The organism is Marinobacter sp. (assembly GCF_041687235.1).
Taxonomy (GTDB): domain Bacteria; phylum Pseudomonadota; class Gammaproteobacteria; order Pseudomonadales; family Oleiphilaceae; genus Marinobacter.
The window spans coordinates 113,317-129,391 of sequence record NZ_JAWLCH010000005.1; the positions used below are offsets into that span (position 1 = coordinate 113,317).

The 16,075-nt window shown below is 55.6% G+C and carries 26 protein-coding genes; 1 reads left to right on the top strand and 25 read right to left on the bottom strand.

The annotated features are described in order from the left end of the window. Window positions 1-56: 56 nt before the first annotated feature. From ACESMK_RS09080 to ACESMK_RS09105, 6 genes are all read right to left on the bottom strand, one after another. Window positions 57-554, bottom strand: coding sequence for a hypothetical protein (locus tag ACESMK_RS09080; RefSeq protein WP_372997430.1), 498 nt, complete (start codon window positions 552-554; stop codon window positions 57-59). Between the two features lie 172 nt (window positions 555-726). Further along, window positions 727-1,665 carry a DNA adenine modification methylase gene (locus ACESMK_RS09085; RefSeq protein ID WP_372997432.1) on the bottom strand — a complete coding sequence of 313 codons (939 nt, stop codon included), beginning with the start codon at window positions 1,663-1,665 and terminating at the stop codon, window positions 727-729. Next, window positions 1,658-1,888, bottom strand: a complete 231-nt coding sequence (locus ACESMK_RS09090) for a hypothetical protein (protein WP_372997434.1) — start codon at window positions 1,886-1,888, stop codon at window positions 1,658-1,660. The genes ACESMK_RS09085 and ACESMK_RS09090 overlap by 8 nt, the downstream gene beginning before the upstream one ends. An 11-nt stretch (window positions 1,889-1,899) precedes the next feature. Continuing rightward, entirely contained in the window at window positions 1,900-2,103 is a 204-nt protein-coding gene (locus tag ACESMK_RS09095; RefSeq protein WP_372997436.1) for a hypothetical protein, read from the bottom strand. A 262-nt stretch (window positions 2,104-2,365) separates the two neighbouring features. Beyond that, the gene (locus tag ACESMK_RS09100; RefSeq protein WP_372997438.1) at window positions 2,366-2,836 is read right to left on the bottom strand and encodes a hypothetical protein; all 471 of its coding nucleotides are present in this window, start codon (window positions 2,834-2,836) and stop codon (window positions 2,366-2,368) included. Window positions 2,837-2,861: 25 nt separating this feature from the next. Continuing rightward, complete coding sequence (locus ACESMK_RS09105; RefSeq protein WP_372997440.1) at window positions 2,862-3,341, bottom strand: hypothetical protein; 480 nt, start codon at window positions 3,339-3,341, stop codon at window positions 2,862-2,864. Window positions 3,342-3,510: 169 nt separating this feature from the next. Between ACESMK_RS09105 and bamE the strand changes: the two genes are divergently transcribed. Further along, entirely contained in the window at window positions 3,511-3,882 is a 372-nt protein-coding gene (gene bamE, locus ACESMK_RS09110; RefSeq protein WP_372997442.1) for an outer membrane protein assembly factor BamE, read from the top strand. 105 nt (window positions 3,883-3,987) lie between these two features. Here the strand turns inward: bamE and ACESMK_RS09115 are convergent, their stop codons facing one another. From ACESMK_RS09115 to ACESMK_RS09205, 19 genes are all read right to left on the bottom strand, one after another. Then, window positions 3,988-4,830: a hypothetical protein gene (locus ACESMK_RS09115; protein ID WP_372997444.1), complete on the bottom strand. Its 843-nt coding sequence runs from the start codon at window positions 4,828-4,830 to the stop codon at window positions 3,988-3,990. A 75-nt stretch (window positions 4,831-4,905) separates the two neighbouring features. After that, window positions 4,906-6,150, bottom strand: coding sequence for an RNA-guided endonuclease InsQ/TnpB family protein (locus ACESMK_RS09120; RefSeq protein WP_372997446.1), 1,245 nt, complete (start codon window positions 6,148-6,150; stop codon window positions 4,906-4,908). A 219-nt stretch (window positions 6,151-6,369) separates the two neighbouring features. Beyond that, window positions 6,370-6,855 (bottom strand): hypothetical protein, encoded by a 486-nt coding sequence (locus ACESMK_RS09125; RefSeq protein WP_372997448.1) that lies wholly within the window; start codon window positions 6,853-6,855, stop codon window positions 6,370-6,372. Window positions 6,856-6,915: 60 nt separating this feature from the next. After that, on the bottom strand, window positions 6,916-7,218 hold the full coding sequence (locus ACESMK_RS09130; RefSeq protein WP_372997450.1) for a hypothetical protein: 303 nt from the start codon (window positions 7,216-7,218) through the stop codon (window positions 6,916-6,918). A 541-nt stretch (window positions 7,219-7,759) separates the two neighbouring features. After that, window positions 7,760-8,122, bottom strand: a complete 363-nt coding sequence (locus ACESMK_RS09135) for a hypothetical protein (RefSeq protein WP_372997452.1) — start codon at window positions 8,120-8,122, stop codon at window positions 7,760-7,762. After that, window positions 8,119-8,394: a hypothetical protein gene (locus ACESMK_RS09140; RefSeq protein ID WP_372997454.1), complete on the bottom strand. Its 276-nt coding sequence runs from the start codon at window positions 8,392-8,394 to the stop codon at window positions 8,119-8,121. Before ACESMK_RS09140 ends, ACESMK_RS09135 begins: the two co-directional genes overlap by 4 nt. A gap of 221 nt (window positions 8,395-8,615) precedes the next feature. After that, window positions 8,616-9,014 (bottom strand): hypothetical protein, encoded by a 399-nt coding sequence (locus ACESMK_RS09145; protein ID WP_372997456.1) that lies wholly within the window; start codon window positions 9,012-9,014, stop codon window positions 8,616-8,618. Between the two features lie 36 nt (window positions 9,015-9,050). After that, the gene (locus tag ACESMK_RS09150; RefSeq protein WP_372997458.1) at window positions 9,051-9,752 is read right to left on the bottom strand and encodes a hypothetical protein; all 702 of its coding nucleotides are present in this window, start codon (window positions 9,750-9,752) and stop codon (window positions 9,051-9,053) included. A 23-nt stretch (window positions 9,753-9,775) separates the two neighbouring features. Further along, window positions 9,776-10,276, bottom strand: a complete 501-nt coding sequence (locus tag ACESMK_RS09155; protein WP_372997460.1) for a hypothetical protein — start codon at window positions 10,274-10,276, stop codon at window positions 9,776-9,778. 216 nt (window positions 10,277-10,492) lie between these two features. Further along, a complete protein-coding gene (locus ACESMK_RS09160; protein WP_372997462.1) occupies window positions 10,493-11,389 on the bottom strand; it encodes an ArdC family protein in 897 nt (298 codons plus the stop codon). Window positions 11,390-11,999: 610 nt separating this feature from the next. Next, window positions 12,000-12,302, bottom strand: a complete 303-nt coding sequence (locus tag ACESMK_RS09165; protein ID WP_372997464.1) for a hypothetical protein — start codon at window positions 12,300-12,302, stop codon at window positions 12,000-12,002. A gap of 3 nt (window positions 12,303-12,305) precedes the next feature. Next, on the bottom strand, window positions 12,306-12,542 hold the full coding sequence (locus ACESMK_RS09170; protein ID WP_372997466.1) for a hypothetical protein: 237 nt from the start codon (window positions 12,540-12,542) through the stop codon (window positions 12,306-12,308). A gap of 92 nt (window positions 12,543-12,634) precedes the next feature. Further along, the gene (locus tag ACESMK_RS09175) at window positions 12,635-12,985 is read right to left on the bottom strand and encodes a hypothetical protein (protein ID WP_372997468.1); all 351 of its coding nucleotides are present in this window, start codon (window positions 12,983-12,985) and stop codon (window positions 12,635-12,637) included. 167 nt (window positions 12,986-13,152) lie between these two features. After that, window positions 13,153-13,620 (bottom strand): hypothetical protein, encoded by a 468-nt coding sequence (locus tag ACESMK_RS09180; protein ID WP_372997470.1) that lies wholly within the window; start codon window positions 13,618-13,620, stop codon window positions 13,153-13,155. 3 nt (window positions 13,621-13,623) lie between these two features. After that, window positions 13,624-13,920: a hypothetical protein gene (locus tag ACESMK_RS09185; RefSeq protein WP_372997472.1), complete on the bottom strand. Its 297-nt coding sequence runs from the start codon at window positions 13,918-13,920 to the stop codon at window positions 13,624-13,626. 281 nt (window positions 13,921-14,201) lie between these two features. Continuing rightward, on the bottom strand, window positions 14,202-14,816 hold the full coding sequence (locus tag ACESMK_RS09190; protein ID WP_372997474.1) for a hypothetical protein: 615 nt from the start codon (window positions 14,814-14,816) through the stop codon (window positions 14,202-14,204). 4 nt (window positions 14,817-14,820) lie between these two features. Then, window positions 14,821-15,219: a hypothetical protein gene (locus tag ACESMK_RS09195; RefSeq protein ID WP_372997476.1), complete on the bottom strand. Its 399-nt coding sequence runs from the start codon at window positions 15,217-15,219 to the stop codon at window positions 14,821-14,823. A 56-nt stretch (window positions 15,220-15,275) separates the two neighbouring features. After that, a complete protein-coding gene (locus ACESMK_RS09200) occupies window positions 15,276-15,557 on the bottom strand; it encodes a hypothetical protein (RefSeq protein WP_372997478.1) in 282 nt (93 codons plus the stop codon). A gap of 212 nt (window positions 15,558-15,769) precedes the next feature. Beyond that, complete coding sequence (locus tag ACESMK_RS09205; protein WP_372997480.1) at window positions 15,770-16,075, bottom strand: hypothetical protein; 306 nt, start codon at window positions 16,073-16,075, stop codon at window positions 15,770-15,772.

A 16,075-nucleotide genomic window follows, 5' to 3' on the forward strand; every position in this document is an offset into this window, starting at 1 on the left:
TCTGACAAAATAAAACCTCTCACTAACCTAATGAGAAGATAAATTAAATCAGAGTTTCAGTCAAGAACATTGCCGATCTTGTTGAACCTATCGAGAGCCTCGTTGAAGAAGTAGATATTCTTCCCGTAACGATTGATAAGACGGGCTTTTATCTCGGCAGAGAAGGGTTGTTTAACACGCTGAAAAACGTGAGGGGGGTCGGTTGCAAAACGAAACAATGTATCTGTTTCGCATTCCTTGGCAAGCCACTCGATATTGCAGAAGCATGCGATCATGCTACCCACAAAAAGGTCGGCTGTAGGGAATTTTGCAAGTCGGAGGAACGAAGCAAAGTCATTCTTTGCGGATTCATCAAGCCATTCCCAGTTAAGGGCTTCAAAAGGGCCGGGGCTCGAATCAATCTTTGCGACTTCCCGGCCATTCCAGAAAAGAGTGCAATGGAAATCCAGATGACCATCCATATCAATGGTCATGATGTCCCCGATAGTGAAGGGGCTGCTTGTCTGGTCCGGGAAGTGAGTAGGCACGGTTTCCTTTACAGCTTCAATATTCAATTCAAACTCCAAGTGTAGCGGTTGCCACAATTGTTCGCTTCCCATTAGTGCACACAAATCGCGAAGCGAATGGCTGGGCCACACCAGCTGAAACCGGGGCTCCCGGCTTGATAACTTGCCTGAGAAAGCAAGTTATACTATCAGCATGGGTGACCATGAACAATGGCGGCAATTAAGCCGCCACCCTCTCATACACCCCTTTCCCGAGGGGTGTGAAGTCCTCTTCAAAACGTCGGACTACCTGGCGAATCTTCGCCTCGAAGTTCTGGTTGGTCGCAACACGCTTGGCGTACCCCGACAGGCGAGCGTACAGGTCCTGTAGGTGAACCTTTTCGCCAGGGCGGGTGACACGCTTCAAAGCCGATCGCCACGTCATTCTCTGGGCATTGGCTAAACGCTGCTCAACCTGGAAGGCAAAGTCGATGGCACAGAGAATCCTTCTGTCCCTCTCGAAAACCAATAGGGTTTCGTGCGCGATACGGGCGAATGAAGCACCCCCATAGCGGCGAGAGTCCGATACACAGTTATGCTGCTGCTTGATGATGATGTCCCTCAGCCTCCCTGGGGCCACCCTCTGGAGCATTCCTGTAAGGTCATAGAACTCACCGGACTTACGCATGTTGCCGATTAGCACGCAGTACGTGGCTCGCCCCTGGTGGGACAGGGCGTCATAGATATTCATCAGGGCCAACTGGCTTTTCTCGATGAACTCGCCGACGCTCTGGCAATTCGAAAGATCGTCGGGGTGAGCCTGTCCGTTCCCCCATACATTTTTGGAATACTCGATCATCGAGTGATACGGGGGATGCCAGAAGATCATTTCAGCTGGACGGCCAACGGACTCGAGCAAATCGTCTCTGAGGAGGTTGAACCCACTGTGAAGGTCGAGGCCTTTGTAATTCACCCCCAGTTCCCGGGCAACGTCACCGGAAGTACCGGAACCCTCTGATGGGTCAACGAAAAGGGCCTCTGGGTTGGACCAATCGAAATAGGAGCCCAGAGCGTCCTTGATGATGTGACCTGAACAGTTACCCCGCCAGCGAGAGTCACCCCACTTACCGCGATTCGGATATGAGGCGACGGAGCTTGCAAACCCTTGAGGCTTATTCATGTTCAGCCTCCTCCTCAGGGGCTCCAGGAAGCGCCGGGAAGTAGGTGAAGATTTCGAGGTGAAATTCTTCGGTGAGGTCTTCAAGGTCCCGCTCATCGACATACTTGTTAATCAGGACCCGGAAGGCATGGGCCATCTCTTCAAGGCCAGCGCCTGGCTTTTCAGATTCAAGCTTTGCCACTGAGTCGCGGGCAGCATTGATGATATTCGTTCTTTGCAACATGGCTGCCTCCGTTACCGCATAAGAGCTGCGAAGCTGAATGAAGCCATCACGCCGCCGACGATGATCTGGACCTGAGCGATCTGCTCACCCCATAGTCGTGTGGCCTCGTATCCTGAGGTGCCCGCAATAACCAGGGACACACCCCCAGCGATGAGACCGATGAGAACCAACGTCCTCTGGGCCTTCTCTGAAATCTGAATAGAATGTTCTTTCATGATTGCCTGCCTCTTACTTGTCCTAACCTGTAAGTAATAGTATCAAATAGAGATACACCAAGCAAGGTGCATTAAGGCAGATAGAAAACGCGCCATGCGTTCCTTAGGAACGTCTTGTCTGTGCACACAAAAGCGCGAAGCGCCGGAAGGAGAGGGCATGCTCGATATAGGCGAGAGAGGGGAGGGGTTCAGGTTCTGTCTGTCGCGTTGTGATGACCCGGGGCTGGGCCACCACACTACACGGTCACTTGCCTATGAACGATCAACGGATCTCGATTTGGACAGTAACGCGATCGGGTGACTGCTGGAACGCCAGAAGGCATGCTGAGGTAGGTCCGGTGCTGACCCAATCGCCGACCTGGTATCTCTTGTTGCCAACGATGACAGTTGAATAGTTGAAATCACCGTTGGTCAGGTTTTTCGCGATGGACTCGCATTGGTTATGGTTCGTCGTGGTAACTGAAATGATATCGGCAGATCCCCCCTCGACTGGCTCGATGCTGGTCTGGCCGTTTTCATTGGTGGTTACGCGAATGTGCGTTGGCTGAGGCGGGATTTCATCGAAGTGCTGTTTGACCGTCTCAGCCAATTCGGTGAAACGGGCGGCCTCTGCCTCAGCTTCGTTTTGGCTGGAGATCTCGTTGTAGAGCATATATGCGCCAACGATGACTGCCGGGCCGAATACGGCAATGGAGAGCCATTTGGCGGTTTTCTGTGATTCGGTACTACTCATGTGTGTGTCCTTTTCTCGTTATGGTTTAAGGGGTAGGTGAAGACTGGCTGGTGAACTGGCTCCAGTCGATCTGGCCATTGTTCAGCTGATGGATCAAAGCGCCTACACGGGAGCCTTCTGCCCACTCATCGGTCATGCACAGTTGTTCGAGCCGGCCATTGTCGACAGTGCGGTAGCCGAGGTCTATGGCGTCCTCGATAACTTCTTCGATGCTGTCCATTGTGTGGTGCCCGAAGAAGCCGCGCTGATCGAAGGTCTGGTGGCGGTAGCGGCCGGGCTCGGACATATCCTCAAGGATGACGGTCCATTGGTTGGAGGCGTCATTGCGAAGGGTGAGGCCGAATCCGGATTCATTGAAGGCGGCGAGAATGGCTTTGAAGGCCTGTGCGTCACGATGGTAGGCGTCCACGATGTCCTGGCAGTTGGCCATGATGGAGGGGCTGTGAGCCATCTCCTGGAATGCCTCGAGACGGTCGATGAACGGGTTGCTTTCGATGCTGCACATAACATATCACCTGCTGTTGTCCTAACCTATTAATTATTATATCATACGTAGTACACCATGCAAGGTGTTTTAGTGTGAAATATCCCGGGCTTTTATCCGACAGATACATGCTTGGCGCTGTACTGGGGGTGAATAACGGGAACAACTCGGAAGTAGAAGGAATCGATGTATGCGCGTGCTATTTGCAGCCGTAATGGCCCTTGTGATGACAGGCTGTGCTTCCGTAGGGACTCAAGTGGGTAATGAGAGCGTTGCTCAGATTAAGGAAGGTGAGACGACTCGTTCTGAGGTAATCCAGATGCTCGGTCAGCCCAATGGAACCATTCAGGGAAGTGCCCTCAGCGGAGAGTCCGTGACCGGCATTACCTACAGCTACAGCAAGACACAGGTTGATGCTGCCAACTTCATTCCGGTCGTCGGCCTTTTTGTCGGCGGGACCAGCTCGGAAAACACCATGCTACAGGTGTATTTCGACAAGGATGGGGTGGTGACTGAAAAGCACTACGTTACCAACAACCATGAGTCGGGCGGCCTGATGTAGGATTGCAGATCCGCGGGCACGGGGTCGGCGTATATTGTCCCTGTGCGTCTGGCTCCTGGCATGGGAGACGACGACTCATTTCATAGGATGGAATGAGGGGTAGCTTTAGCCCTCCGGCTTTCCGGAGGGTTTTTTTTGTTCCTCAGAGATAATCTCGCTCAGTAACTGGAACTCCCGGGCATAGAAGTGACTTCCCAGTAAGGCGAGGATGGATAGCTCCAGCGCTTCGCCACCCTCCTGCTCATAATCACCGTCCGGATCGTCCCGGTTGGCATCGAGCAACTGCTTGAGCGGTTCCACATACAAAAGCGCTGCGCCGGTTTCATGGAATGTCGTGGCATCCAGAGCCTCCGGATCCTGTTTGTAGCGCAGCACCTTTTCACTCACGTCCGCCAGCATCACCCGGGCTTCATAGCTCAGCAGTTCGTGGTTCAGCAGATCCACCAGTACAGGGCCGGAGGTTTCAAAGGTGTGCCGCATGAAGTGGTTGTGAATGACCTGCCGAGCCTTTTCGTCGGTGACAGGGGCTTTCATTGACCGGCGCAGCGACAGGCCTTCCGGATCCGCCTGGTTAATCAGGATTTCGGCCTTTTCCTTGATTGCCGGCCGGCTATCGCTGGGCAGGATGCTTTCAAAGGAATCAGGGAGGGGTGAATTGCTGGTAGAGCTTTTCAACAGAGTATTGGCATCAATGATGATGCGCATCACATCCGCCCAGTAGTCAATGCCCAGGGCCATGGTGTTAGTCAGGTCCGGGGTCTGATGTTGAAGCTTTCTCAGGCGAAACCGGTTGATCGGAGCCAGGCGCTCGGCAATTCTGAGATATCCGCTGCTGTTTTGCAGACCGTTGGCCAAAAACTGCTGATGAACTTTCTTGAAAGTCAGTGCCAGTGTAATTCGCGCCCCTTCACTAAATGTGGGGGTGGTCTGGTCGCTATGGTGTTCCATGACGCTCAGGGTTCTCTCAGGTGATGAAGGCAGGGTTATTGACTTCCTCCCCCACCTGCGTCAGTGGGGGATTCCTTACGCAGCGTGCGCTGCGCTGGGTGCTACTTCCTCACGGCTTCGCACAGGTTCCTGCTTCGCGGAGTCCGGTAACCCGGACTCTCCACAGGCTAACACGCGATGCCCTCGCGCTTTGATGTTGATCGCACCGACCAGATCGGCGTTTTCTTTGAAGTCGCACCGCACACACTGAAAACGCGCTTGTGAGGTTCGATTGTCCGGGCTCACATGCTGGCATTTCGGGCAGGTCTGACTGGTGTGGTGCGCGGGCACAGCCAGAACCTCACCGCCCCGAAACGCCTGTTTGTATTCCAATTGGCGGCGGAACTCGTACCAGCCTTGATCCAGAATGCTACGGTTCAGACAAGACTTGGCTTTGACGTTCACGCCCGGATTCTCCCGATCGCCTTTAGCCGAGCGCGACATATTGCTCACCTTCAAGTCTTCAATCACGACCATTGCGTGGTTTTTGCTGATCTGATCAGAAGCCTTGTGAAGGTAGTCGCGCCGGATGTTGGCGATGCGGGTATGCAGGCGGTTGATCCTGGCCTTCTGTTTGTACCAGTTGGCTGAGAATTTCACCTTGCGGGCCAGGGCGCGTTGCGCCCGAGCCAACTTTTGCTGGTTGGCTTTGAAGGCACCAACCGGTTCAATGAACGTGCCATCGGACAACGTGAGAAAGCGGGCTACGCCCATATCCACGCCGATCATCGAGGCGAAGGGGTGCGCCGGTTCGGGCATCTCCCGTTCGGTTTGGAAGCTGATGAACCAGTGGCCACCCTCGAACCCAACGGTACAGTTTTTGACGGTTCCGACGATCTCTCGGGATTTGCGGAAGCGAACCCAGCCCATACCGGCAGGCAGCTTCACGCGCCGATTGTCGATCTGGCAGTATTTGGAGAAATTGACGAACCGGATGCTGTCGCGGGACTTCCCTTTCTTCTTGAAGCGAGGACGCTCAGCACCGTTAACCTTCTTGAAATACCGTTGCCAGGCCGTGTCCAGGTCTTTCAGCTTCTGCTGGAGGTTGTCAGTATAAGCTTCTCTGAGCCATTGGGTATCGAGATCGCGCTTCCAGGCCGTGACCCACTTGGCCATCGTTTCATACCGGGGCACACGCTGCCCCTCGGCATCTGCCGCTTCGTTGCACTTAGCCAAGGCCTGATTCCAGACAAACCGGGCGTGACCACACAGCACCCGCAACCGGGCGCTCTGCGCGTCACTGGCATCCAGTCGGAATTTGAAACCTTGGCGAATCATCATGCCGTCACTATAGCAAACACTGTTTATTTATACAGCATGCAGTGCTATTAATCTGTTAGAGAACTCGGTAGCGCTGACGCGCTACACCGCATTCACCCCACACCTTCTTCGGTGTGGGTACCCTGCGGAGGCTTTGATGGTACTGAGTGGTTGAGCTGTTGGCGAGAATGGACACGGCTGGGCTTGCTGAGGTCTGCCTGAAGGGCAGGGTAGAAGTGGCTAGTCCTTCAGCCGCTTCTTGATTTCACTCGCTTCGGAGCCGGAGAGGAATGCCAGGGTGAGCTTTCCAAAGGTGGACCGGAACTGATTCAGGTCATCCTGCATACGGCTGCGGTCTTTCTGCATGCCGATCGGATCCTCGATGCGGTCAGATTCGCTCATCAGGGCCCGCTCAACGGCCGCCATGCCGTACATGGCAAATCTCTGGATGTCCGCCAGCTCTTCAGAGTTGAAGCGAATTCCGGGCTTCTCAGGGCCACCCCCAGCAGTGCGTGAATTGATGGTCTGTTCTGACAGGGCAATATCGATATCTGACAGTGCTTCAAGATCGGACAGAATCTCCGGGTCTTCCTGGAGGGTGGAGTACTCCGGGAGATGTCGGGCCATGGCCTCCATACGGTCAACCACCAGTTGGCGCAGGATATGGTTCTGCCTGGGGGTGAGCATGACCGGTGACGGCCTCAGGTTATTGTTGGGTGTATCCATGGGACTTTCTTTGCCTACCTACAAAAGGATTGCCTTGAGCTTCAGGGTACCGATCAGGGATTACAGATTAAGGTCCCGACCGGTGGCCTTCTCGACGGCATGAATGAATTCGTTGATCTCCTGCTTGTACTCAGTCTCGTCACCTTTGCGGTACGTTTGCAGGAACTCGACGGTTTCCTCAGGGATCTCCCGCCCGGTACCGTGATGGAGCAGGACTTCCATTGAATGGAACTCGGCCTGCGCCTGGAAGAACCGGGCATTGTTGTCTTTTGGTGGGACCGCCATCAGCCGGTGGCGCTGCTTGGCGGTGGCTTCAGCGATCTTGAGGATAGTCTTCTGCTCTTCAGAGGTGAGGTTACGCATACTGCTGGTGCTCCCCAGTGGTTCCGTTGTCAAAAATTCGAGGCGTGCGGTGAATCGATTGGCAGACCCAGTTGCTTGATGTGTTTGAGACACAGCTCCAGGGCCCGCTCTCGAAGCTCAGTTGGAGGTACGCCGCTTCAATCATGGAATGAGTGCCACCGGCTTCCTGGACCAGATGAGCAACCCCCTCACAATGCGTGATGTAGGGAGCGCCGGATCCTTTTCGCACCTGACCGATCGAGCGGTGCGCCTTGTCGGCTGTTCGCCTTGCCAGAAGATATGGATCAAATCCCATGATGCGCCTCGGTATTCTGGTTTGCCCTTCCTATGAATTTGAATTATCCATAAAAAGTAATCAACTTGTTTGGTTTAGGATTCCATTGTATCAAATTCCACCAGGCTCTGGGGATGATTATTTCCGCGGCGCAGCCGTGGCGTAGCCAACCGGCCTCAGTGCACACAAAAAGGGCGAAGCCCTCCTACCGGGAGCAAGGCTCCCGGGTTGAGAAAGGGTGGATAGAGGGGTGATGGGCCATTCTGATCAGCCAGCTCGGCGCATTCTGAACGGCTGGGCCGCTTTGACTTCGGCGGCGTTAGCCATGAGTTGCCGGTAATCGTAGGCGGCGGCCTTCTGGGCATCCCGATAGTTCAGGCCTGACTTCTGGGCCAGCTTGCGGGTGCTGGTGAGGAAGTTATCCGCTTCCATACCATGCAGGTGAACGGAAGCCTGCGGGTCGAATATGTCGTGCAGGGTGACAACCTTGTGCTCCGGCTCAACGACAATCTGAATGGCGCTCTCGTCGATGTGCTGGACTTTACGCAGCAACTCGGCAATGGCCAGGGACTGATGGAAACGACCGACGATGCCAATGGTGCGACTGGTGTGGGCTTGGCGAGTGCTCATTGGCCAGCCTCCTGTGAATCCTGATAGCCGAGGCCGAACATGGCCAGAATCTCGTTGCAATCATCTGCCAGCGCCTGCTTGATGATCTCGATGCCCTTGTTGGCGTCCTCGATCTGTTCATTGGCGCTGGCTTTGTCCTCGGCGGTGTAGTCGGATTCTGAGGCGATCTTCTCTTGCAGATCATCTGCACCGGTTTCGATCAGAGAGGCCATTGCCTCGATCTGGGAGGCGGTCAGCTCAACCGCCAGCTTGAATGTGGGTTCTTGGTTCATCGGTACTCTCCTGCCTGTCATTGTTTGCCTAACCTGTAAACCATTTTACCAGCATAGAGACACCATGCAAGGTGTATATAGTCCGGAACCACACGGCGACAGCCGTGGCGTAGCCAATCGGCCTCAGTGCACACAAAAGGGCGCCCCGCGCCCCGGGACTGGCGCCAGCCAGGCACAAAAAAGCCCGCAAATGCGGGCTATGGTGGTGGAGGGGTTGGATCTCAGGCGTACAGCGATCTGACGTCCATCTGTTCAACCGAGAGCTCGGCGGCTTCGCAGAATTGCTTCAGCTCCTTCGGGATAATGGAAAGCTCCGTGCTGATCGGGTTGCAGGCGGAACCCTCCCGTATAATAAAGGAAACGAAAATCTCATTGTCCTCCCGTGAGATGTACTGGCCGGAATGGTCCGGTTTTCCCGACAGAATGAAATTCTCATTCAGATTCTCGCGCTTGGCCGGGGCTACCCGGAAATGCCCGATGGATCCCAGATCGTCGTAAAGGATCTGTTGTGCCTGGTCGCAGAACTCGTCTGCCTCAATGCGCTTGCTGCCGGAGAAGCGCAGAACATAGATCAGCGATTGGTTACCAACAATGCCGAGAGCGGGGTTGATTCTATCCATCTCAGGTTCTCCAACTGGGTTTGTGCGGAGCTGGAATTAATCCAGCAAATGCAGGGTGGGTAAGGGCCGGTCGCAGGGATCGACAATATCGGCGGTCACTATGGCTTCTTCGAGCTGGCTGTAGACCTGATCGAAAGCCTCGATGCCGCAATTTCCCGCGCCCATATCGCGCATGACCACCACCAGTTGGGACGCATGGTCGATAATGTCTGAAACTTGGTGGTCAGCCAGATCCATGCTTTGCGTGTCCATTTGGTTGCCCTGGGCATCAAAGGTATTCAGGGTCACTGGAACCATGACCCGGCCACCGGTCTGGGGCTCATCGCTCTCGGCTGAGAAATCCGATTCCAGTAGGGCGAGGGAGCCGATAACCGGGTTGTCTTCGTTCTGACCGGTTACATCGATAACCAGCCCATCGCCGGTACGGTTGAGCAGAACGCCCCCGAGCCCCTGGACCTCGATGTTAAGGCGTGACGACTCATCGCACTGGGCCACGGTAAAGGGGCCTTTGTCAGTGGTCAGATCGTCCTTGTGCGTAAGCTCAAGGTCACCGAAATTGAGCATTTCGCACAGTTCTGCGATGCCCACCGCATCCATGGAGATTTGGTCGCCACCGTTGGTGGCAATCTCATGAATGTCGTTCGGGCGGTTGTCCGGGTCGCCGTAGCCTAGTCCCTGATAGGTTCTCAGGGCCGCAAGAATCGTGTGCAATGCCTGGTCTTTGTCTGCAGGTGTCATGGGTGTTCTCCGAATGAGGGGGATTAGGCGGCCACTGTCTGGCCGCGCTCCCATACTTTCACTTGGTAGCCGGTGCACTCGTGGCGCACGGCTTTGGCCTGTTCTTTGTGGGCTTCGCTGAGCTCACTGGGGTCAACCCGGTATTCCTTGATCGACTGGCTGTTTTCATCGATCTCATACATCCGGTAGAGCTCCCCTTCGTGGAAGGCGTGGATGTACTTGGCCACCACGTTTTCAGGGTTATAGTTTTCGGCCTCGTAGGGCTGGCAGAACATCCAGCCGGCGTCGGTATCTTCGGGCAGGCGTACCAGCTTCTGGATGCGCTCGTTTTTGAGGGTGCTGCGGTCAACGATCAGCTTTTTACCGTCCCAATCACCCCAGCTTTCCCAACCGGTCGGGGAAGGGCGGCCGTACCAGATGCGTACCTGAACTTGCTCGCCCATCTCTTCAACAATGGAAACAGTATGAGCGCCGCCGAGCCCTGAAGGGATGCTGTAAACGGTTATGGATTCTTGCTGTGCCATGGGGGTGTTCTCCTGCCTGAGTTTGTTTGCCTAACCTGGAAACCATTTTACCAGACACCGTACACCACGCAAGGTGTATTGGTGAATTATTTTTCACGGCGACAGCCGTGGCGTAGCCAACCGGCCTCAGTGCACACAAAAAGGGCGCGTCAGCGACCAATGAGGGAAAGGGCAGGGTATCGGGGCGCCACCTGACGCCCCGTGTTGGTGAATGGATCAAGCCGCCACCGGCAGAGCTTCGGGCGCTTCGTCCAGCAGGCCCGCCTGCTTGGCGGCGTCCGCCAGATAGCGGGCGGCTTTCTGCGCATCGCTCAAAGCCTTGTCGAGGGCCTTCTCGGGGTCTTTGGTCTTGCTGGCCCAGTTGGCGAGGTAGTTGACTGAGTTCTGCGGAGTGAAGGGCAGACCCAGTTCCAGAGACAGCAGCCAGGCACCCGCTTCTGCTACCAGTTCCTCGGTGGCGTAGCAGCTGGTGTCACGATCCAACCGAGCTTTACCGCCTGTCCAGTGGATGAACTCATGGCAGAGGGTGGCGATTGCTTCTTCCTCGCTCACGTACTGGTCAAGGTTGGGGCTGCGTACCATATCCAGCCCCGGGCGGTAGTACGCCTGATCACCCCCACCGAAGGCGAGCTTTACGCCGGCGGCTTTGGCCATATCAAGCACAAACTGGATATTGCGGGACACGGTTTCCGCTTCGGGAGCGTCCGCTAGAGGCCCGTCGAGCTGGTCTTCGTTAAAGACGGTGTAAACCTTACAGGCGAGGCGCTTGCGGCCCTTCTCATCCTCGTCCGATTCGATCTGCTCTTTGGCCTTCTTCGGGATGTAGGATTTCCAGAACTCAACGTGAGTGCCTTTCTCGCCTTTCTTAACGGATACACCCGCTTCTTTGGCCTGCTTGAAGGTTACCCAGCGCGGGGAGCTGTAAGCGTTAAGCTCGGCGCTGAAGAACAGTGAAACGATATTAGCCCACCCGGTGTACTGGCGGCCGGTCTTGCCGTTGAGCGGTTGCAGTACGCCCCGTCCCGGCTTCCAGCCTTTCTGCCAAGGTGCGCGGCCCTGGGTAAGAGCTTCAAGAATCTGGTCGCGGATTGAGTCGATAGCTCGCTTGTTCATGGGTGTTACTCCTGCCTGCTTTGTTTGCCTAACCTGTTAATAATTCTATCAAATATCGTACACCACGCAAGGTGTATTGGTGAATTATTTTTCACGGCGACAGCCGTGGCGTAGCCAACCGGCCTCAGTGCACACCAAAGGGCCGCAGGCCCCGGCTGGCGGAACGCCAGGCACAAAAAAACCCGCTCGCGGCGGGCTAAGGCAGGGAGGTTTGGTTTACATGGTTGGGGCCGAAATGTTCCGGATCCTATTCAGATTGTTGATCGGGTTCGGTTTGATGCGCAGGCGCCGGGTGGAGAGGCAGCCGCGGTAAATGCGCTTGGGAACGTCTCCCGGGTCAGAATTAAGAATCGAGCACACAAAGATATATTCAAAGCTGCCCCGAATTGAGAATGGGACAAACGTTTTGAACGTTCTTGGATCCCGTTTTCTGTACAGCATCGGATTGTGCCAACGGAGGGTTTTGCACCGAGTGCCGAGCTTCATCGGGAACCGGGTACCGGCGATTGTCTGGGAAAGTCTCAAGGATTCATCGCGACGTTTTAGTTTCATGCCTGGGGTCCTCGGTAACGGGGGAGGCCTGATCCGATAGGCCACCCCCATTGATGGATTACTCGGCGGGCTTTACCCGATCCGGAAATACTGGGGTTGGCTCCGTGATGCCGTTCTCTGGGTCAATAAAGTGGAGCTGGTCCTCGGTGAACTCGTTGTCGCACTCATCAACAAACACCCTATGGCCGCCGCGGCGAACCGTCTTCTGCTCATTCCATTGAATGTCGGTGGATCCTTCGTAGTCGAACTGCAGGGAATCGCCTTCAAGGCTGGCACTATCCATCTCAATGAGAGCAACACCCGGTACGGTTTCAAGGGTGCCGATGATCTCTTTGCCCTGGGGGGATACAAATTCTTTCATGAGTTACTTCTCCTGATCTTCGATAAGGTCGCAATGGCTGACGGCAAAGCCCTTGTGGCAAAAGCCGGTTTCGTTGGTGATGGCGTCACTGATGGCGTCATCGATATCCTGGGCATCCAAAGTACTCTCAGTGCCTTCGATGGGAATGGTCAGGTGCATTCGCTCGGGTAACTGATCAAGCTCGCTGGGCTCGTCTACATCCCACTGAATGGCGTGAGCGGTTGCTTTGATGGTTGCCATGTACTTTTCTCCTGACTCAATACACTGTTCGTGTTGTTCGGCTTGGGGGCTGACATCGGCCCTGCACATCAGGGCCGATGTATCCGTGACGCTTAAGCCGGCTCGTAATTGATCTGTTCCTGAGCTGCCCTGAGGAAATGGCGAACCTCGTTCATTTCGGCGTCGTTCACATACCACTTTGGCACGCCACCATCGAGCGGAATGCCGCCTTCTTCGCGCTCAAGAAGGGAGCTGAGGTAGTAGCGCTGAACGAACTGACCATCAAAAGGGGCGCGTGCGTGGTCAAGGTCATAGAACTCGACAAGCGGATCATCCTTCTTGTGGGTGAAAGCGAAGGTCTCGGTCTTTCGGTTGTACTGGCCATAGCCGTCGCCTTTCTCAACGATGCGGACCATCATGTTTGAGAGCGGGCTATTCGTGTTCTTGAGGGTCAATGTCATCATGGGGTGTTCTCCTGCCTGTCTGTGTTTGCCTAACCTGAGAACCATTTTACCAGAGACGGTACACCGTGCAAGGTGTATATATGGGATATTTCACGGCGACAGCCGTGGCGTAGCCAACCGGCCTCAGTGCACAACAAAGGGCCAAAGGCCCGGCGCGGAGCGCCAGTTTAGTGGGTAATGGGGGCAGGGATTCCGAGAACGTTCGGGGCGAACATGGCGGGATCTTCTTGGGCGGCCTCATCCATCTCGAGCAGGGCGTGAATGTCCTCGAGGGCGACCTTTGCCCGGATCGGTTGATCGTCAATTGTGGCGTCTACGGTGATGCTGCGCTTGTTGACCCGGATCAGGCGGCCAAGGGTCTCGTGGCCCTGATGGTTAAAGCGTACTGGGGTGCCGGCACGCAGGGTGGTCAGATCCGCCGGGAACAGGGCGGGGCATTCCGCCTGGGCCTCAGTGAAGGACAGGATGCCCTCGTACTGGTCTGGGCCAACGATAGCCCGGCACACTTTGCCGCAGAGAATCATGTCCACGCTGAGTGAAGTCTCGTTTACGGCCATGACGCGCCCCACATGGGTCTGATCCTCAAACCAGAAGCTGATCGGGGTTCCCACTTGTGCAGTACGGACGGTGATCATTGGTCAGCCTTTCTCTGGTGTTCCTCGGGGATGAAGTGGATCGGATCGTTCTCGAACTCCTCGGGTGTAGGAAGCATCGCTGTTGCCTTTGCTGGCGGAGGTCGGTGCGGTGAACGGCTTGCCGTTGATCTTGTTGAAGGTCGCCATGGCTTTTGAGACCCAGTGATCGGCGTGGGGGTGGCTGGCGGAAATGCCCATGGCCTCGATACAGAACGCCTGCTTGTCGCTGGCCTGCGCGTACTGCTGCGCGAAAGTCGGGGTTGAGATCTCTTTGATTCGATCTGAGATTCTGTAAGCCATGAGTCTGTTCCTGCCTGTGATTGCCTAACCTGAGCACCATTTTACCATCAGCAGTACACTCTGCAAGGTGTATATAGGTCTGAATCACACGGCGGCAGCCGTGGCGTAGCCAAACGGCCTCAGTGCACACAAAAGGGCGCCCCGCGCCCCGGCTGGCGGAACGCCAGGCAAAAAAAGGCCCGCACAGGGCGGGCAAGGGCAGGTTATAGGTGGCCGAGCGACCAGGTTTTAGGCGGCAGGATCGGTCGCTCGGCCGTAACTGTGAGCACTGCTCCGAAACATCATCCGAACAGCAGCTCGTCAAAATCGTCTTCGTTGTCCATCGGCCAATCCGGTTCGGCATCGTCCGCTGGATAGCCCTGATTCGGGCAGTCCTTGGCCGCAGGCAGGTCTTCGTAGACCGCCTCCGGGTTCTTGGAAATCTTGATCGGGTAGGGCAGCGAGAAGTGCTCGGCTACCGGCCGCTGGATCAAGATTCCTCGTTCGATCAGGTCATTGACGCTGCCGCCGAGGTTCAGTTGTTGGGTGGCGTAATTGCCTGGCAGCAAGGTGCCGCCGAGGGATTCGAGTTTTTTATTTACCCAGATCCAGTACAAGTCCCCGGTTTCGGCGTGGATGAGAACGTCACCAACTGACAGGGTGACGCCAATATCACAGAGTTCTTCATGGCTCAGGCCGGTCAGATCCATCCCGAGGGCTGGCGCGTTAGTCTCAGCAAGCCATCGATAGGCATTGATGCCGGCGTATCCGAAATTGCCGTATCCGTCATAAACCTCGGCTACAATGTGGGGCAAGTCCCCTGGTTGAAGAAGGTAATGAGTTTCCTGGGGGCAACCGGAGGGGATGTGCAGGACGCTCTCCTCCGTGTCACTGGTCAGCCACGAATACACGCCCATCGTCTTACCCTCTGGCCTTCAGGTCGAACTCAGCTTCAGCCCATTCATAGGGCAGGGCATCCGGGTCATTCGCCGGATCCCGACCTGTGACCGGAGTGGCGATGGTGCACTCGAAGTCATCCATCACATGAACAGATCGGGTCTGGATGATCTCAACCGCGTCCACGGCCTCCAGGTGCGCCAGGAACTGGTGGGCGTCGAACTGGACAGCCGGGGCCTTCAGGCGGGCACCGGACTTCGCCAGGAAATCATCGGCTTCCAGGCGCAGATTGATGTCGCGACAAACGCGAACCACGGCCATGACGGAGAATGAGTCGTACTCGCCGCGGGTAAGGATAAGAACCTCGCCTTCCGTCGCCTTGGTCTGTGAGTCGATCATCTCAAGAATCTTGGTCATGTCCATTTTGATTTCCCCTGCCTGTGATTATTCGCCTGGTGTCGATCGGATACTGAACGCCCTTAGTGGGCGTCCAGGTTGAGCTTCTTGATGGCTTCTTGCTTCATCTCGGTCCACGTCATGAACGTACCGCCGATGTCACGCTTGTAGATGTCACCGTAGCCGTTGGCCATGAACCGAACCGATTGACCGTTCACCCGGAACTCCACGTTGGAGACGCCCTGAGTGTTGCAACCGGTCATGGTGCCGGAGCGGAAAGCTTTTACGTCTACTTCGTGGCCCTGCTTGCGCAGCTTGTCAGCGAAGATGTTGGCACTTTTTTCGAGTTGTCCGATGGAAATCATGGTGTTTCTCCTGCCTGCATTTGTTTGCCTAACCTGTTGTACAGTTTACCAGATACCGTACACCATGCAAGGTGTATATAGTGTTATTTTTCCTCGGCGCAGCCGTGGCGTAGCCAACCGGCCTCAGTGCACACAAAAAGGGCCTCTGGCCCTGGGCGAAGCCCATAAAAAAGCCCGCTGCATCGACGGGCTTTCAGGTTGAATGCTGGATGTCAGGCCGGCTGAGCGCTGTCCAGCCACGGCATGGGGCATGCCACGGGGTCATCATCTTCTTCATCGAATCCAAGGGATCCGACCAGACTGGGGTCAAGCGTCGGGATGTTTTCGGCCGGGGCAGCGAAATCAACGTAGAACTCTGGCAACTCCACGTCCTCAGCTGACCCTTCGATCTCGTCGATGATTGGTTCCAGAAGAGCGTTCTTCAGGGCAGTCTTGGCGTGGGCCAGTGATTGGGCGGTAATCTTCCGCGTGACAATCTGGCAGCCGTCAAGATGGCCTACGATAAGGTAGTCTCGCAT

Coding starts and splice junctions, on each gene's coding strand:
- ACESMK_RS09085 (WP_372997432.1), bottom strand. CDS start 1,665: ATGAATAAGCCTCAAGGGTTTGCAAGCTCCGTCGCCTCATATCCGAAT.
- ACESMK_RS09090 (WP_372997434.1), bottom strand. CDS start 1,888: ATGTTGCAAAGAACGAATATCATCAATGCTGCCCGCGACTCAGTGGCA.
- ACESMK_RS09095 (WP_372997436.1), bottom strand. CDS start 2,103: ATGAAAGAACATTCTATTCAGATTTCAGAGAAGGCCCAGAGGACGTTG.
- ACESMK_RS09100 (WP_372997438.1), bottom strand. CDS start 2,836: ATGAGTAGTACCGAATCACAGAAAACCGCCAAATGGCTCTCCATTGCC.
- ACESMK_RS09105 (WP_372997440.1), bottom strand. CDS start 3,341: ATGTGCAGCATCGAAAGCAACCCGTTCATCGACCGTCTCGAGGCATTC.
- bamE (WP_372997442.1), top strand. CDS start 3,511: ATGCGCGTGCTATTTGCAGCCGTAATGGCCCTTGTGATGACAGGCTGT.
- ACESMK_RS09115 (WP_372997444.1), bottom strand. CDS start 4,830: ATGGAACACCATAGCGACCAGACCACCCCCACATTTAGTGAAGGGGCG.
- ACESMK_RS09120 (WP_372997446.1), bottom strand. CDS start 6,150: ATGATGATTCGCCAAGGTTTCAAATTCCGACTGGATGCCAGTGACGCG.
- ACESMK_RS09125 (WP_372997448.1), bottom strand. CDS start 6,855: ATGGATACACCCAACAATAACCTGAGGCCGTCACCGGTCATGCTCACC.
- ACESMK_RS09130 (WP_372997450.1), bottom strand. CDS start 7,218: ATGCGTAACCTCACCTCTGAAGAGCAGAAGACTATCCTCAAGATCGCT.
- ACESMK_RS09135 (WP_372997452.1), bottom strand. CDS start 8,122: ATGAGCACTCGCCAAGCCCACACCAGTCGCACCATTGGCATCGTCGGT.
- ACESMK_RS09140 (WP_372997454.1), bottom strand. CDS start 8,394: ATGAACCAAGAACCCACATTCAAGCTGGCGGTTGAGCTGACCGCCTCC.
- ACESMK_RS09145 (WP_372997456.1), bottom strand. CDS start 9,014: ATGGATAGAATCAACCCCGCTCTCGGCATTGTTGGTAACCAATCGCTG.
- ACESMK_RS09150 (WP_372997458.1), bottom strand. CDS start 9,752: ATGACACCTGCAGACAAAGACCAGGCATTGCACACGATTCTTGCGGCC.
- ACESMK_RS09155 (WP_372997460.1), bottom strand. CDS start 10,276: ATGGCACAGCAAGAATCCATAACCGTTTACAGCATCCCTTCAGGGCTC.
- ACESMK_RS09160 (WP_372997462.1), bottom strand. CDS start 11,389: ATGAACAAGCGAGCTATCGACTCAATCCGCGACCAGATTCTTGAAGCT.
- ACESMK_RS09165 (WP_372997464.1), bottom strand. CDS start 12,302: ATGAAAGAATTTGTATCCCCCCAGGGCAAAGAGATCATCGGCACCCTT.
- ACESMK_RS09170 (WP_372997466.1), bottom strand. CDS start 12,542: ATGGCAACCATCAAAGCAACCGCTCACGCCATTCAGTGGGATGTAGAC.
- ACESMK_RS09175 (WP_372997468.1), bottom strand. CDS start 12,985: ATGATGACATTGACCCTCAAGAACACGAATAGCCCGCTCTCAAACATG.
- ACESMK_RS09180 (WP_372997470.1), bottom strand. CDS start 13,620: ATGATCACCGTCCGTACTGCACAAGTGGGAACCCCGATCAGCTTCTGG.
- ACESMK_RS09185 (WP_372997472.1), bottom strand. CDS start 13,920: ATGGCTTACAGAATCTCAGATCGAATCAAAGAGATCTCAACCCCGACT.
- ACESMK_RS09190 (WP_372997474.1), bottom strand. CDS start 14,816: ATGGGCGTGTATTCGTGGCTGACCAGTGACACGGAGGAGAGCGTCCTG.
- ACESMK_RS09195 (WP_372997476.1), bottom strand. CDS start 15,219: ATGGACATGACCAAGATTCTTGAGATGATCGACTCACAGACCAAGGCG.
- ACESMK_RS09200 (WP_372997478.1), bottom strand. CDS start 15,557: ATGATTTCCATCGGACAACTCGAAAAAAGTGCCAACATCTTCGCTGAC.
- ACESMK_RS09205 (WP_372997480.1), bottom strand. CDS start 16,075: ATGCGAGACTACCTTATCGTAGGCCATCTTGACGGCTGCCAGATTGTC.